The sequence below is a fragment of the Pacificimonas aurantium genome, assembly GCF_020092905.1.
In the GTDB taxonomy this organism is placed as follows: domain Bacteria; phylum Pseudomonadota; class Alphaproteobacteria; order Sphingomonadales; family Sphingomonadaceae; genus Pacificimonas; species Pacificimonas aurantium.
In genome coordinates, this window is the sequence record NZ_JAGSGB010000002.1 from 1,200,293 (window position 1) to 1,215,229 (window position 14,937).

Annotated in this window: 10 protein-coding genes; 2 read left to right on the plus strand and 8 right to left on the minus strand. The window is 65.8% G+C overall.

Annotation, left to right across the window (positions count from 1 at the left end):
• Nucleotides 1-110: 110 nt before the first annotated feature.
• A complete protein-coding gene (locus KCN53_RS12560) occupies nt 111-1,088 on the minus strand; it encodes a GGDEF domain-containing protein (protein ID WP_317988424.1) in 978 nt (325 codons plus the stop codon).
• Nucleotides 1,089-1,244: 156 nt separating this feature from the next.
• Between KCN53_RS12560 and argJ the strand changes: the two genes are divergently transcribed.
• Nucleotides 1,245-2,450, plus strand: coding sequence for a bifunctional glutamate N-acetyltransferase/amino-acid acetyltransferase ArgJ (gene argJ, locus KCN53_RS12565; protein ID WP_088712129.1), 1,206 nt, complete (start codon nt 1,245-1,247; stop codon nt 2,448-2,450).
• A gap of 82 nt (nt 2,451-2,532) precedes the next feature.
• Nucleotides 2,533-3,435, plus strand: a complete 903-nt coding sequence (locus KCN53_RS12570; protein WP_172406210.1) for a glutathione S-transferase family protein — start codon at nt 2,533-2,535, stop codon at nt 3,433-3,435.
• Between the two features lie 25 nt (nt 3,436-3,460).
• Here the strand turns inward: KCN53_RS12570 and trxA are convergent, their stop codons facing one another.
• From trxA to KCN53_RS12605, 7 genes are all read right to left on the minus strand, one after another.
• On the minus strand, nt 3,461-3,781 hold the full coding sequence (gene trxA, locus KCN53_RS12575) for a thioredoxin (RefSeq protein WP_088712127.1): 321 nt from the start codon (nt 3,779-3,781) through the stop codon (nt 3,461-3,463).
• A gap of 107 nt (nt 3,782-3,888) precedes the next feature.
• The gene (addA, locus tag KCN53_RS12580) at nt 3,889-7,263 is read right to left on the minus strand and encodes a double-strand break repair helicase AddA (protein ID WP_172406209.1); all 3,375 of its coding nucleotides are present in this window, start codon (nt 7,261-7,263) and stop codon (nt 3,889-3,891) included.
• The gene (addB, locus tag KCN53_RS12585; protein WP_172406208.1) at nt 7,256-10,225 is read right to left on the minus strand and encodes a double-strand break repair protein AddB; all 2,970 of its coding nucleotides are present in this window, start codon (nt 10,223-10,225) and stop codon (nt 7,256-7,258) included. The genes addA and addB overlap by 8 nt, the downstream gene beginning before the upstream one ends.
• Nucleotides 10,218-10,979, minus strand: coding sequence for a nucleotidyltransferase family protein (locus KCN53_RS12590; protein WP_088712124.1), 762 nt, complete (start codon nt 10,977-10,979; stop codon nt 10,218-10,220). Before KCN53_RS12590 ends, addB begins: the two co-directional genes overlap by 8 nt.
• Nucleotides 10,976-12,004: an aminoglycoside phosphotransferase family protein gene (locus tag KCN53_RS12595; protein ID WP_088712123.1), complete on the minus strand. Its 1,029-nt coding sequence runs from the start codon at nt 12,002-12,004 to the stop codon at nt 10,976-10,978. Before KCN53_RS12595 ends, KCN53_RS12590 begins: the two co-directional genes overlap by 4 nt.
• Nucleotides 11,989-12,408 carry a tRNA (adenosine(37)-N6)-threonylcarbamoyltransferase complex ATPase subunit type 1 TsaE gene (gene tsaE, locus KCN53_RS12600; RefSeq protein ID WP_088713395.1) on the minus strand — a complete coding sequence of 140 codons (420 nt, stop codon included), beginning with the start codon at nt 12,406-12,408 and terminating at the stop codon, nt 11,989-11,991. The genes KCN53_RS12595 and tsaE overlap by 16 nt, the downstream gene beginning before the upstream one ends.
• A gap of 23 nt (nt 12,409-12,431) precedes the next feature.
• Complete coding sequence (locus KCN53_RS12605) at nt 12,432-14,840, minus strand: sensor histidine kinase (protein WP_088712122.1); 2,409 nt, start codon at nt 14,838-14,840, stop codon at nt 12,432-12,434.
• Nucleotides 14,841-14,937 lie beyond the last annotated feature (97 nt).

Consider the following 14,937-nt stretch of genomic DNA (forward strand, 5'->3'; position numbering starts at 1 on the left):
CCGAATGCCCCGCCGCGATAACATTTTCGCGACATAGGTAGCGCCGCACTACGGGTCAATGAACCGGCCCGGCGCCGCGTCGAGGAAGGCTGTTCGCCTGCGGTGCGCGCTCAGCCGATGGTCGTGACGGCCCGGCCTCGGCCCGACTCCTTCGCCCGGTAGAGCGCCGCGTCAGCCGCCTTCTCCAGCGAGGGCTGGTCAACTGCATCGCGGGGAAACAGAGCGCCGCCGACGCTGACGGAAACCTCGTTCGCAGCGCTCGCAAGGTCGCTTGCGAATTCATCGAGTTCGTCAGCGGTCACCCCGGGCAGCAGCACGGCAAATTCGTCGCCGCCGATGCGTGCCGCAGTCATGGGTGGATGACAGGCCGCTTCGAGCGCGCGGGCAACCGTGCGCAGCGCACTGTCCCCAACCGCATGCCCGTCGGCATCGTTGATCGCCTTCAGATGATCCAGATCGACGAAAACCAGCCCGATGGTCCGGTCTTTCTGACCGCCAAGGCCGAACTGGTTCTCAAGCGACTCCTGAAAGGCGCGGCGGTTGGGAAGGCTGGTCAGCGGATCGTGCATGGCCAGCCAGCGATAGGTGCGCTCCTCCTCCAGCCGGTCGGAGATATCGGCACGGGCACCGCACACCATGGTGGCGCGACCGTCCGCGCCGCGTTCGAGGACTGCAATACGCTCCACGGTCCACAACACCTGCCCGTCGCGGTGACGCAGGCGATGTTCATGCTGCCCCATGTCGATTTCACCGCGCAGGCACCGGGCGACCATGTGCCGGTAACCGCGCCACTCGCCCTCATCGACGAAATAGGCCTTCAGGTCGGACAGGTCGGCTTCGCTGGAATCGCTATAGCCCAACATGCGGAACGCTGCCGGGGATACCCATTTCTCACCTGTCTGTGGACACCAGCGCCAAAGACCGAGATGGGTCTTTTCCAAAGTGAGCAGCAGCTGGTCATTCCGCGCTTCAAGCTCGCGAACCCGCGCGCGCAGCTCCGCTACGCTATCCCGATCATACGGAACGCGCGCAGGTCCGTTGTCGGGAGTATCCCCGGCGTCATCTGTCTGGTGATCGAAAATTGCCAACTCCCCGAAGAAGAAGGTGATAACAGGAATGGGTGTCTGAACCGTTAAGAAGCTGTAACGAAAGCGGCATGAAAAGGTTCGGTCGGGACGAGAAGGTCAGGTCATGGTCGCCGCTCGCTCCGACAAGGGGGCATATTGTCGCTAATATATCGGAAGATGGACGTGAACGTGGCGCATGAGATTGCCGGAGTTGAACTGGCCGCAGCCGAGGCCGGGTATAAATACGCGCAGCGGACCGACCTTCTCCTGGCCCGCTTTCCCCAGGGAGCCGAGACTGCCGGCGTACTGACCCGGTCCGCCTGTGCGTCTCCCGAGGTCGAGCGCTGCCGCCACCTCCTGTCACAGGACTCGTCGGCCGGCGCCTTGGTCGTGTCGGCCGGAAATTCAAACGCCTTCACCGGCGGCAAGGGCGCGGCAGCGATGACGACGCTGTCGGACGCGGTGACGACGGCGACCGGAACGACGCGCGGCGTGTTCGTGGCAGCAACCGGGGTCATCGGCGAACCGCTGCCGGCAGAGAAAGGCGTGGCCGTCCTGGACGAAGCCGTTTCCCGCCTGGGGCGCGAGCAGGACTGGACCGCCGCGGCGCGGACGATCGGCACGACGGACACTTTTCCGAAGGTGGCCTCTACGCAGGCAGTCGTCGGCGATGAAACTGTCTCGGTGACCGGGATCGCCAAGGGCAGCGGCATGATCGCGCCGGACATGGCGACCATGCTTGCCTTCCTGTTCACGGACGCGAATGTCGACCGCGCCTTCTTGCAGGAGATGCTGAGCGCCGCCAACGCCAAGAGCTTCAACTGCATTACCGTCGACGGGGACACCTCTACGAGCGATACGTGCCTGCTGTTCGCCACGGGGGCGGCCGACGGGCCGAAGCTTATTGGATGGGGCGATCCAGGGGCGGACGCGCTTTACGCCGCAATCGAACAGGTTTGCACCGACCTCGCCAAGCTGATCGTGCGCGACGGCGAAGGCGCCAGCAAGTTCATCACGCTGCATGTCACGGGCGCCGAGAGCGACGAGAGCGCCCACCGCATTGCCCTTTCCGTCGCAAACTCGCCGCTCGTCAAAACTGCCATCGCGGGCGAGGACGCGAACTGGGGGCGGGTGGTCATGGCCGTGGGGAAGGCAGGCGAACCAGCCGATCGCGACCGCCTGTCGATTCGCTTCGGCGGGATCGAGGTCGCCAAGGACGGCGCCCGGGTGGACGGCTATGACGAAGCGCCCGTCGCCCGTCACCTGAAAGAGACAGATATCCTGATCGAGGTCGACCTGGGCTTGGGCGACGGCCGCGCGACGGTCTGGACGTGCGATCTCACCCATGGATACATCTCGATCAACGCAGACTACCGGAGTTGAGAGGCCGGGCCGACACCGGTTGCCAAGCCGACGGTGCCCCGCGAAGGAAAGAGCTGATGCAAGCCAGCGAGGGGCCCAAAGCATGAGCGACATCGTCCTCCATCACTACCCGCAGTCTCCCTTCGGAGAGATGGTGCGACTAGCTTTGGGACTGAAGCGCCTGCCCTGGAAATCGGTCGTCGTGCCGAACATCCTGCCGAAACCGGACCTCGAGATCCTGACCGGTGGCTACGCCCGCGTGCCGGTCCTGCAGATTGACGCCGACATCTATTGCGACACCGCCGCGATCATGGACGCGCTGGAAGATCACGCGCCCAGCCCCAGCCTCTACCCGCAGCCGCTGGGACTCGCTGGCAGAGCTTTGGCGCTATGGGCCGGAGGGCCGGTTTTCACCCCCGCTGTCGGCGCCGCGCTCGGACCGGCGAAGGATATGCTGCCGGAGGAGTTCTGGAAGGACCGCGAGGGCCGTTTCGGAATGAAGAAGGAGCAGTTCCTGCCGATGGTGCCGCACCTGCAGCAGCAGTTCGCAGCGGCGATGACCTTGCTGGAGGAAATCCTTTCGGACGGCCGAACCTTCATCGGCGGCGAGGCGCCCGGTCATGCCGATCTGGCACTCTATATGCTGGTCTGGTTCCAGGAGATGCGGGGCGGAAAGCCGGCCGATTACGGTGACCGCGTTGCGCAGTGGGCAAGCAGGATCGCCGCCGGCGGGCATGGCAGTTCCACGGAATGGACCGCCGACAAGGCACTGGACCTCGCCAAGAAGTCGGAACCGCTACACGACTGCGCAGTGCTGCCGGGCGCAGGCCTCCAGGTCGGTGACAAAGTCTCGGTAGGCCCGGAGGGACCCGATCCCGGCCGGGTCGTAGGCACGCTTATCGGCCTCGACGACCGCTCCATCACGGTCGAGCGCAGCCACGAGCGGGTCGGGAAGGTGCACGTGCACCTTCCCCGTATCGGCCAGTCGATCCTGCCGGTGGACTGAACCGCCCGGCGGACCGAGACTTCGGCTAGGCGATTTCGCCTTCGAGCCAGTCCTTGATTGAGCTTTTCGGCTGCGCGCCCACCTTCGTCGAGGCAGGCTGGCCATTCTTGAACAGGATCATGGTGGGAATTCCGCGAATGCCGAATTCCGCCGCAAGGTCGGGATGATCGTCCGTATTCAGCTTGGCGATGCGGACATCCTGCATCTCCTCCGACAACTCCTCGAGCGCCGGAGCGATCTGGCGGCACGGCCCGCACCAGGGTGCCCAGAAGTCAATGAGGACGGGCTTGTCCGATTCCTTGACCTCGGCGTTGAAATTCTCCGGCGTAATCGCGGTCGTCGCCATGACATACTCTCCTTCCGGGAAAAACGGCTTGGTCGAAACATGGCGGTGGCAAGGGACCGACACAAGGCCCGCCAGTGCAAGCCTTTCTGTGCCAGGCGCAAGGCTGGCTACTCGTTCAACCAGAGAAGTCTCGGCCCCGCCGTATAGAGGAGTCCGCACTCCACCCGCCTCCCCGGAAAAATCGCTTCCGCCGCGCGCTGGTAGGCGTCCATCTGCGACTTGTGCCGCTCACGCACGTCAGCAAGCGAGGCTGGAACATTGCGGTCGGTCTTGAAGTCCACCAGCCGCACCCGGTGGGGCTCGACCAGCATGACGTCGACGGTCCCCGCGATGACCCGGTCCTCCACCACCGCGGTCAGAGGCGCCTCCCTAAGAGCTTCGCCGGAAAACAGCTCAGAGTGCGCAGGGTCGTCGAGGACTGCGAACAACTCGCCAAGAAGCGCCTCGCGATCCAAACCGTCCACCTCGGATCGCCCCGCGCGCCGCTCCAGGAAAGCCGCCGCAGCCTGGCGCCTGGACTGGGGCGGCAAATCGGGAAGCCGCTCGAACAGCTTGTGAAGCACGCGGCCGCGTTCCGCCGCACGTTCAAGTGCGGGGCCCGGAGGCGGCAGACCGTCCTCATCCTCCCCTTCCGAAGGGGTCAGAGGCCTCGGCGGGGCCGCTTCTTCGGGGGCAGGTGTGCGCGCCCAGTCTGGCAACTCCGGAACGCCGGGCGACCGCGTGTCATCCTTTCGCCCCCCGAGCGCGATCTCGCCCTCGCGGTAACGCAGGGCAAGACCGCCCCACCGGGGCGCCTCCACCTCTTCATGCTCCAAGTCGAGAAGCGCGGCCTGCATCACATGCCACCAGCTGTCACTGCCTTTACCAGCAAGGCCGCCGGCAAAGAGATAATCCTCGGCGCGCGTCATGGCGACATAGAGCAGGCGCAGGCTTTCCTCGGCATCCTTGCGCTCGCGCTCGGCCTGGAGATCGCCAAGCCTTTCCGGCAGTTCGGCCCGGCGGAGACCGTAAAGGGGAAGGCGAGGTTCCTCTTCCCCCGCCAGCAGGCCATCGACTCCCCCGCCGCCCTGCCCCGCCGCGGCTTTCGCCGCGTCAGCCATTATGACCACAGGTGCCTGCAGCCCCTTCGCACCGTGAACCGTCATGATGCGAACCGCCGCCTGCGGAGCGTCCGGATCGCGCTTGACCTCGATATCGTCGGCGACCGCGAGCCAGTCGAGGAAGCCCTGTAGCGACGGCGCGGCAAGCCGTTCGTAAGCCAGCGCCTGCGATAAGAGCTCTTCCAGAGGATCGCGCGCCTCTTCCCCCAGTCGCCGCAGCAGCTTCGAACGTCCCTGCAGCGGGCCTGACAGGATCGTTTCGAGGAAGTCGTAGGGCGGGCGATAGTCGGCCATACTCAGCACCTCGCCAAGCCAGGCTCGCGCCTCTTCCGCATGCGGACCGGACGCATGGCGAAGCGAGAACCACAGACTTTCGGTGGGCCGGTTACGGCGATTGCGCGGGCGCGGCTGCGCGAGATCGTAGAGCTGCTGCTGGGACCAGCCGAGGAAGGGAGACACCAGCAGCTCCGCCAAGGAAAGGTCGTCCTCCGGCTGCATTGCGAACTTGATCAGCGACAGGCAGTCCTTGACCGCGAGCGGTGCCGTCAGGCGTAGCCGGTCCGCGCCTGCAACCGGAACGCCGCGCGCATGAAGAGCGGCAACCAGTTCGGGCACCAGATCGCCGCGCGAGCGAAGGAGGATGAGGATATCCTGCGGTTCGACCGCCCTGCCCCGCGAGGGCAGAAAGCGCCGCTCGTCCAGCCAGCCGCCCACTTCCTCGGCGATCCGACTGGCCAGCGCGCGTTCCTTGCCGTCGGCATCGTCTTGAGAAAGAGGATTTTCCTCCGTCCCCAGCCGCGGCCACAGCGTGACGGCACCCGCCTGTCCTTTCCGATGCGGGTCGTGCGGTGGAATGGCAGTTCCCGCCATCCCGAACGCGGCAGCCCCCTTTTGCGCGATCACCCGGTCGACCACGGTGAGAACCGCCGGCACCGAGCGAAACGACCGGCTGAGCGGCACGGGTTCAAAATGTTGTTCGGCAGCCTCGGCGCGCTCGCGCGCACGGTCTCTGGCGGCGCGGAATTCTTCCGGATCGGTTCCCTGAAACCCGAAGATCGCCTGTTTGTAGTCGCCCACCGCGAACTGTGTGCGGTGACGCAGTTCTGCCTCCTCCATGTCTTCCGCCCGGGCTCCCCGTCCGGCGAAAAATTCCTCGGTTAGCGCTTCGACGATACGCCACTGCGCCGCGTTCGTGTCCTGCCCCTCGTCGACCAGCACATGATCGAGGCGCTGATCCAACTTGTAGAGCACCCACGCTCCGGGCACTTGCGTCAGAAGCCTTGCCGCCTCGGCAATCAGGTCATCGAAATCGGCCGCCCCGCGACGGGCCTTCGCCTGTTCGTAAAGCGCCGCCATGCGCCGACCGACGCGCAGATGCAGCGACGCCAGCTCGGCGATTTCAAGCCGCCAGACCGTATCGCGAAGCTGTTCCAGGCAGTCAGCCGCACGGCTCTGCTCCGGTTCCAGCTTGGCGTTCGAGGCGAAGCGTTTAGACTTCCCCGTAAAGCAGGCCGGAAACAGGTCGCGCAGGCGGCGCGCCTCTTCTTGCCCTTCGGCCGCGAAAAACGCCGTAATCGGTTGCAGCCGGGCCCTGCCTGACTTCGTGTCCCAGCGTTCCAGAGCTTCCGCATAGCCGCGAAGCGCTTCGTCAAGTCCGCTGGCCTGCATGTCCGCCCGAAGGATTTCATTTACGTCGCCCGCGCGGATGCCCAGAATCCTGCGCAATTCGGTTTCGATGTCGGCATCGCTGCCAAAGCTCGCGAGCCGGCGCCGTTCCCTGAGGAGCGAGCCGAGAAGATCGGCGGCACGGGCATCACCATGGCGAACGGCGAGACGGCCGAGATCGGCGAGAAAGTCGCGATCCTCTCCGCTTGCGGCATCGCTGATCGCCCGCTCGAGCACCTCAGCCTTCAGCTGCGCGCCGGAGCGGTCGTCGAGCGTCTGGTATCCCGGCGTCATTTCGGCTTCGATGGGAAAGGCGGCAAGGAGAGAGGAGGCGAATGCGTGCAGCGTCTGCACCTTCAGACCACCGCGCGCTTCCAGCGCTGCCGCGAACAGGGTCCGCGCGCGGCGCAAGAGTTCGGCGTCGGGAAGCTCGCCGATCGCATTCAAATCCGCAGCGATTTCCTCATCGGAGGCTGTGACCCATCGGCCCAGGTCACGGAAGATGCGGCTCTTCATCTCCGCTGCGGCGGCCTTCGTGAAGGTCAGGGCGAGAATGCCCTCCGGCCGAGCGCCGTTCAGGAGCAGGCGCAGGACTCGCGCCGAAAGAACCTGCGTCTTGCCTGTACCCGCGGACGCCGACACCCAAGCATGTACGGTGGGCTCTGCCGCGCGTTTCTGCTCCTCGGTAAGTTCGATGAGGCGCCCCCGCTCAGCCACGCGAGTTGCCCTCCCACTCCTGCACGCGGGCAAGCTGTTCATAGTCCTTATATGGCGCGAATTCCGGACGCAGACGCGCCGTGAAGGGCTCGTCTCCGGTCAGCCAGCGGGCCATGGTCTGCCGGAACCGCGCACGCGCTTCCTCGAAATAGGCGGGAAGATCGCGCCAGACATTGTCGGCGGCAATTCGCGGATTGGCGCTGGACATGATCTGCCCCTCGGTCTCTCCGCCCGACAGTTTCCAATATGCGATTTCGCTAACTTCCCTGGCATCGAGATCGTGGAAGGCGCCGACCTCAGCCATCCATGCAAGAAGCGCCAGCTGGTCCGCATATCCCTCCCTGATCCGGCCGGGCGCGGGCGGCTGTCCGGTCTTGTAGTCGGCAACCGCGTAGCTCCCGCCGGTGTCGAAGATGACATCGGCCTTTCCCTTCAGCGTTACACCGCCGATCTCCATCTCACCGGCGCGTTCGACCGCCGCGATGCGCCAGCCACGGTCTTCATGCTCCTGCATCCTGTCCGCCGCCCAGCCGAGCATACGCTCCACCCGCGGCGCCCACAGCGCGAGCAGGAGCGGATGGTCCGAATAACCCTTAAGCGCGGTCGCGATCGCTTCGCTGCGTCTCTGCGGATCGTGAAGGCCGCCGTCGCTACACAGCTGCTCCAGAAGATCATGAACAATCGTGCCCCGCTCGGCCGGCCCAGCTTCCTCCCCCAGCGCGTCCAGTTTCCTCAGGCCGAGCAGTTCGCGCGCATAGAACTGGTAGGGGTCGGCGCGGAGCGTCTCGACCTGCGTGACACTGATCTGCCGCGGCCGGGCCTGCATGGGGGGTGACGGCGCGGGCCGCGCGGCGGCGCAGCGCTCTGCACTGCCATCGAAGCTCGCGGCGAGGGCTGCGATCTCCTCGTCCACAGGCCAGTCATTCCCCAGCAGGGCATCGAGACGAAGCCAGAAGCGGGAGGCTACGGTAGGGGCGGTCTCGTCCCGCGCCGCGCGCGTTACCAGGACTTCGGCCGCGCCAAGAGCCTGCTGGAAATCATGCGCAGAAAGTGCAAGCGCCCGGTCGGTCGGCGGCAGGCCCAGCGCCGTCCGAACCTTTGGCGGCAACCACGGGTCGAATGCATCGGCCGGCGGCCAGACGCCCTCGTTCAGCCCGCCAAGGATCATTAGGTCGGCGCGCTGGAGGCGCGCCTCAAGCAAACCGTAAATGGCGAGGCGCGGGTGGCGTCCGTAAAGGGGACGAACCGCGATCCCGGCAGCGATCGCGTCGACAAGAGTGGGTAGGTCGCTCGCGCCGACGCGCCCGCTCAACTGCTCGGTTCCCAGCCGTTCGAGCTCTTCGAGAAGGTCGCTGACCGCGCGTCCCGCCTGCCCCTGCCAGAACCGCTCGTCGGACAACGCCTGCACCAAAGCGGAAAGAACCCCGGCGGCCTCTGCCACGTCACCCGTTCGCCGACGCTGAAACAGCGCCGCGACGGGGCGGAATATTCCCTCCAGTCCCTTCCACCAGCCGACCAGCTCTTCATAGCACGGATATGTCCGCTCCAAGGACGTGGTGATACGGTTGCGCACGCCTTGCAGGCCGCGCGCAGGACGCACGCCGCGCAGGAATTGATCCAGGCGCCGTACCTTGCGCAGCCATTCGGTCCGTTCTTCGCCGCCCGGACCCGCCAGGGGATGTTTGAGGAGAGCCATGAGAGGCACGGGCGCGAAGCCGCTCTGGGCAGCCTCCAGTGCAAGCCGAAGGAAGGCGCCCGGCGGCGTCAGCGACAATGGCACGCCGGCCGAATCATCGACCTCCACGCCCCACCGCTGCATCTGCACGGCAACGCGGCGAGCAAGCGCCCGGTCGGGCGTAACGAGCGCGGCCGTCTTACCGGGAGTGTCCAGAGCCCGCCGCATCGCAAGCGCGATTGCCGCTGCCTCTTCTGCCGGGGTGCGGCACTCGACACGTGTCAGTCCGCCAGGTGAGCGCAGCTGCGACGCACCCCAGCTTACCGTGCGATCGGGACGGCACAACGCCGCCCCAATGAGGTCCGATCGTTCCGCCGGACCATCGAGATCGGACTCGGAAGGCCAGATATCGACCTCCCCCCGCGCTGCGTCCATCTCATCGAGAAGCAGCTTGAGCGGGACCTGAGGATGCGAATCATGCGGCGCCAGCGCGCGCCAGTCCTCCCGCGCCATATCGAGGTCGAGACCCGGCAGCACTACCGCTCCTGCGGGCAGACGGGCTATCGTTCCCAGAAGGCGCGCCGCCACAGGGTCCGCATTTGCGATCCCGGCAGCGACAATCGGCGTCTGCGGCGGGGATGCGCGCCATGCCTCGATCGTACGCCCGAGAAGCGCCTGTCTATGTTCGACCCGGTCGCTGAGTCCGGCCGCGCGGAGCAGATCGGGCCAGCTTGCAACGGCAATATCGAGAAAGCGGGCCGTCGCCTGCCAATGCGCGGCCATGTCGGCATCGACGGCGCCGGACAGATCCTCAGGCTGCGCGCCGTATAGCTGGATGAGATCGAGCGCGCGTCCCAGCGCTTGGGCATAGCGCCAGGTCTCGACCTTCGCGCGCGCCTGTCCGGTGCGCTGCTGCCACCGCTCGACAAGCGGCATGAGCCTCATGGTCCGTTCGAGGTCGGAAATCGCCGGCGGCGTTTCCAGCTCGGCGGCATCGGCCGGAAGTCCCGGCATCAGCTCACCGTCTAGGTCGCCCAGCACTGCCAGCCGCGGGAGCAGCAACGCGCCGCGACTGTGCCGGACAAACGCATCGCGAACCGCGCGCACGGCGCGGCGATTGGGCAGCAGGATCGTCGTGCGGGCCAATCCGAGCTCGCCCGGCAAGGGCAGCGCCCTACCCGACATCAGACCGGCCACAAGCCGGTCCGCAAAGGCGCCATGCGGCGGGACCGTAAAGATGCGCGGGCGTCCGCCCGCCGCGCCCGGACCGCCGGACGCTTCATTCATCGCTGAGAAGTCGTTCCGTCGCCTGTACCGCCTCAGGCGTACCCACATGATACCAGTCGCCCTGATGTGCGAGGCCGAACAGACGGCCCTTCTCGAGCAGCCTGTCGAAGATAAGGTTGAAACTGAACTTGCCGTCGGGCGTGTTCTCGAAAACGCTTCGTTTCACGATCTGCGTGCCGGAATAAACGAACGGCGCGATCCGCTGACCGCTGCGCCTGGTGATGCGTCCGGCCCGGTCGAGACGAAAGTCGCCGCGGCCTGCATAGCCATGCGCGCGCATCAAGGGGACGAGGAGAAGGAGCGCGTCCATCTCTTCGGGGTTCCAGCGCTGCGCGAGAAGCGAGATGCTGTCGGTCGGACCGTCGACAAGGATGTTGTCGCTGTTGGTTACGAGGAAGGGATCGGCATCCAGCAGGTCCAGCGCCTTCTTGGTGCCGCCGCCCGTTTCCAGAAGTTCTGCGCGTTCGTCGGACAGGCGAATCTCGATGTCGGCTCTTCGCCGTCCGACATGCGCCTCGACCTGGTCAGCCAGATAGTGGGTGTTGATCACCGCGCGCTGCACGCCGGAGCGGGCCAGCGAGTCGAGGGTGTAGTCGATGAGCGGACGGCCCCGCACCTGGATGAGGGGTTTGGGCCGCGTAGCCGTGAGCGGGCGCATGCGGCGGCCGAGCCCGGCCGATAGGATCATGGCGGCCCCGGGGACCTGCGCATCGATTCTCGGTCTCAGGGTCAGGGTTTCCTGCGCTGCCGTCATGCAAGCTCTTCCGTAAAATCTCTTCGCCGGTCCGGCGGCACGTGATGGTCGAACCAGTCCCTTAGCGGCGCAAGGGCCGGGTGGGAGAGATTCGTTTCGAGATGCCGCCACAGGCGGGGCATATGCCTGAGATATCGAGGCTTTTCGTCCCGCCGCCACAGGCGGACGAACACGCCGAGAATCCGGCTGGCGCGCTGGGCACCCATGACCGCGTAGCTGGCGGCGAACCGTTCGGGGTCGAGGTCGGGACGCGCCGCCAGATAGCGCTCGAACATCTCAGGCTCGATGCCTGCGGCAACGTCGCGCCGCGCATCCTGAAGCAGCGACACGAGATCATAGCTCGATGGGCCGCACATGGCGTCCTGAAAATCGAGAATGCCGACACGCTGCAGCCCGTCGCGCTGCGGCAGCCACATGAGGTTCGGCGAATGATAGTCCAGCTGGACGAGCCGTTCGGCATCATAGGCCGCGGCGGGAAGCACCGCCTCCCACGCCTGCCGGAAGCTGTCGTAAGGCGGCGTATCAGACACGCCCTGCAGTTCCGGCCAGTGCCAGTCCAGGAACAGACTGGCCTCGGAAATCAGACGATCCTGACCGTAATGTTCGATGGAGACCGGGCCAAGCCGCCGGGGCATGGGCTGGCGATGCAGCGATCCCAGAACGTCGGTCGCGGCCTGGTACATGAGAGGCTCGTCATAAGCACCGGGCGCCGTGCCCAAGACGGCGAAGAACTGCTCTTCGCCCAGATCCTCGAGCAGGATGAAGCCCCTTGGCAGATCCTCCGCGAAAATCTCCGGGGCGCTGAGATCATGTCCGCGAATATAGCGCGCCAGCTCAACGAACCATTCGCTTCGTTCGCTAGGATCCGGTGCGAACATGAGGACGCGGGTTTCCCCGCCCTTCGCCAACCGGAAGTAACGCCGGAATGCCGCATCCGCGCTGAATTCGCGCGCATCGCAGCCATCCCACCCACATGAAGCCAGAAAGTCTGCCGCACCGGGCGGCATGGCTAAATCTCTTGCCATCGCGTCTTCCAAGGCGGCGGAACGTCCGCTGTCAATGTTCGCGGTCCCTCGCCGTTCCCATCGATCCGCAAGCCGAGCGCAGGTCCGGGAACCCACGCGCCGCCGCGATCAGGCCACTCAACCAGGAGCGCACCGTCATAAAGGATCTCGTCGAGTGCGAGGGCTTCGGCCTCGCGCGGGGTCTCCAGCCTGTAGAGGTCAGCATGCCAGACGGGCAGACGAAGCTCCGCCCCCTCATAAGCCTGCACGAGCGTGAAGGTGGGACTGGGCACTTCACCCGCATGACCCGCCCCGCGAAGAATTCCGCGCGCAAGCGTGGTCTTTCCCGCGCCAAGGTCACCGGACAATGTGACGATATCGCCCGGAGCCAGGCGTTCACCCAGCCGCTGCCCGAACCTCAGCATCTCTTCCTCGCCTGCAAGCCGCGTCACGACGAACCGGACCTGTCGGTGCTGGCGAGCAGAGTTCGCGCCGGACGGTCGGGAAGTTGCAGAACCGCCACCGTTCCGCCGCCGTCGCGCGGCTGGAGTTCCACGCTGCCGCCATGAAGCTCGGCAACCTCGCGCACGAGCGGCAGGCCGAGACCGACGCCGGAGGTGCGAGCCGCGTTGGACGCCTTGTAGAATCGCTCGAACACGCGCGGCAGCTCGTCCTTGGGCACGCCGATGCCCCGGTCCTTGATCCGGACAGAAACACCGGCAGCCTCCCGAACCGCACGAATTTCGACCTGACCGCCGTCGGGCGTGAAACGCAAAGCGTTCGCGATGAGGTTGTACAGCGCCTGGCGCATACGCATCCGGTCGCAGATCAATGTCGAGGCCTCTTCCTCGACCGCCCAGTCGACAGTGATACCGCGGTCTTTCGCGGCCCCAGCCAACAAGTCGACGCTATTTGCGATCAGATCCGAAACGTTCGCGTCCTCCGCCTCCAGCGACAAGGCCCCGACGTCGCTGGCGGCCAGGTCGATAATGCCATTGATCATCACCCGCAGGCGTTCGGCGGAAATGAGGATCGAACTGACATAGTCGATCTGCCGCTCGGTCAGCGTCCCCGCCATGCCGGAGTGCAGCATCTCGCCGAAGCCGGTGATATTGGTGAGGGGCGTTCGAAGTTCGTAGGACATGTTTTCCACGAACCGACTTTTCGCGACATCCGCAGCCTGCAATGCGTCGGTGCGCTCGCGAAGTGCGATCTCCACCCGTTCGGTATCCGTGATATCCTCGAAGGTGCACAGCGCATTACCGTCCGGAAGCGGCACGGCAGAATAGCGGACGTAGCGGTCGTCGGCGAGTTCCAGCCTGCCGCTGCGCTCCGACCGGCCTTCGCTGGCAGCCCGCACGAGCCCGCGCATCAGGTCCTCCAGCGACCCCTCTTTCACACTTACGTCGGCCGCGGCGAACACTTCGTCTAGCTGCGGGTCTCGTGCCAGCACCTGTTCCGGAATGCCCCACAGCCGCGCAAAGGCATCATTGTGGAATTGCAGGCGGCCGGACGCAGCGAAGACGCTAACCCCCTCCCGCAAATTCTGCAGGGTGACGCCCTGGACGCGCATAAGCTGCTCGCGCGACGAGGCCAGCCGCAGACGCTCGGACTGATCCTCGAAGATCATGAGGAGGCCGCCATCCGGTTCCGGCTGCGCCAGCACGCGGATTACCATATTGTCCGGCAACACCCAGGTTTCCTCGATCCCGCGCTCGGCGCTGTGGAACCACTCCCCGCGTTCCTTGCGCCATCCGGGAAAGTCCCGCTGTTCGGGCAGGCGCCGCATCTCGCGCATATGTTCGAGCACCCGGTCGAATTCCGGCCGCGTCGCGATGAACTGCTCCTCGACCTGGAACAGGCGCATGAACGCGCGGTTGGCGGTCATCAGCAGCCGGTCCGGTCCGAAACGAGCCACGCCGGCGGAAAGCCGTTCCAACATGTCGGCCTGGGCCTCGGCAAAGTGCCGGTATCGCAGGCGCGCAGCTTCGATTTCGCTGATGTCGATGGCGAGGCCGGCGATGTCGCCCGAAGGCAAGGGAGTCTCGACGATCCTCAGCCGCTTGCGCTCGCCCGAAACAATCGCCGTCTCCTCGCGGAACATGGACCTCCCGCCGTCCCTGACCTGAGCAGCGGCCTTCAACGGCGGCAGGTCGGCGCTGTCGGGTAGAAGTTCGACGCCAAGCCGCACAGCTTCGGTCGGTGAGGCTGCCTCTACCGCCTCGGCATAGGCGTGATTGACGTCGACGAGTTGGAGATCCGCGTTGCGGCGCCACACGGGAAGCGGAACGCTGGCGATAATCCCGCGCGTCGCCTCCAATAGAGTGCGCTGTTCGTCGCGTTCACGCTCGAGGGCCGACAGACGTTCGGCCACTTCCGTGAGTTCGCTGAACCACACGACCACGCCGCGCATGCCGGCAACCTCGGGAGGGGCGCTAGATCCATCGGCTTTGAGAAGCCGGCCATCCGCCGCCGTTTTCAAGGTGAGGGAAAAGGGCACGCCCGAAACGGACGTCGCCGCAATCGCCTGCTCCAGTTCGGTGAAGCCCGCGCCCTCCAGCCCGGCCGTCCGCGCCGGACCGATATCCTCGAACCGGACCGCGCGGCTGTCGAGGCCCAACCAGGAACGCAGCGTATCGGATATGGTCACGTGGCCCTCGTCGCCGACGATCAGATAGGCTCCCGGCGCCGTGGACAGGAGGCCGCGCAGCCGCAGGCCCCAGGCTTGCGCGAGCTGCGCCTGGGCACCGATGCGCGCGGAGCGGATAACGGCCCAGACCGCGAACAGGAGCCAAGCCGCGCTGACCATCAGCACCGCCGCAGTGCGGACATCCAGAGTTGTGGAAAAAAGCGTCATTTCGCCTGGAATCCGATTTCCCGTTCAGCAGCCTATAGCGCCGCTGGGCGATTTGTCAGGCCGCCGTCGCCCCCATGCGATCGACGCTACCGAAGGC

Coding starts and splice junctions, on each gene's coding strand:
- argJ (WP_088712129.1), top strand. CDS start 1,245: ATGGACGTGAACGTGGCGCATGAGATTGCCGGAGTTGAACTGGCCGCA.
- trxA (WP_088712127.1), bottom strand. CDS start 3,781: ATGGCGACGACCGCGATTACGCCGGAGAATTTCAACGCCGAGGTCAAG.
- KCN53_RS12595 (WP_088712123.1), bottom strand. CDS start 12,004: ATGGCAAGAGATTTAGCCATGCCGCCCGGTGCGGCAGACTTTCTGGCT.
- tsaE (WP_088713395.1), bottom strand. CDS start 12,408: ATGCTGAGGTTCGGGCAGCGGCTGGGTGAACGCCTGGCTCCGGGCGAT.
- KCN53_RS12570 (WP_172406210.1), top strand. CDS start 2,533: ATGAGCGACATCGTCCTCCATCACTACCCGCAGTCTCCCTTCGGAGAG.
- addB (WP_172406208.1), bottom strand. CDS start 10,225: ATGAATGAAGCGTCCGGCGGTCCGGGCGCGGCGGGCGGACGCCCGCGC.
- KCN53_RS12590 (WP_088712124.1), bottom strand. CDS start 10,979: ATGACGGCAGCGCAGGAAACCCTGACCCTGAGACCGAGAATCGATGCG.
- KCN53_RS12605 (WP_088712122.1), bottom strand. CDS start 14,840: ATGACGCTTTTTTCCACAACTCTGGATGTCCGCACTGCGGCGGTGCTG.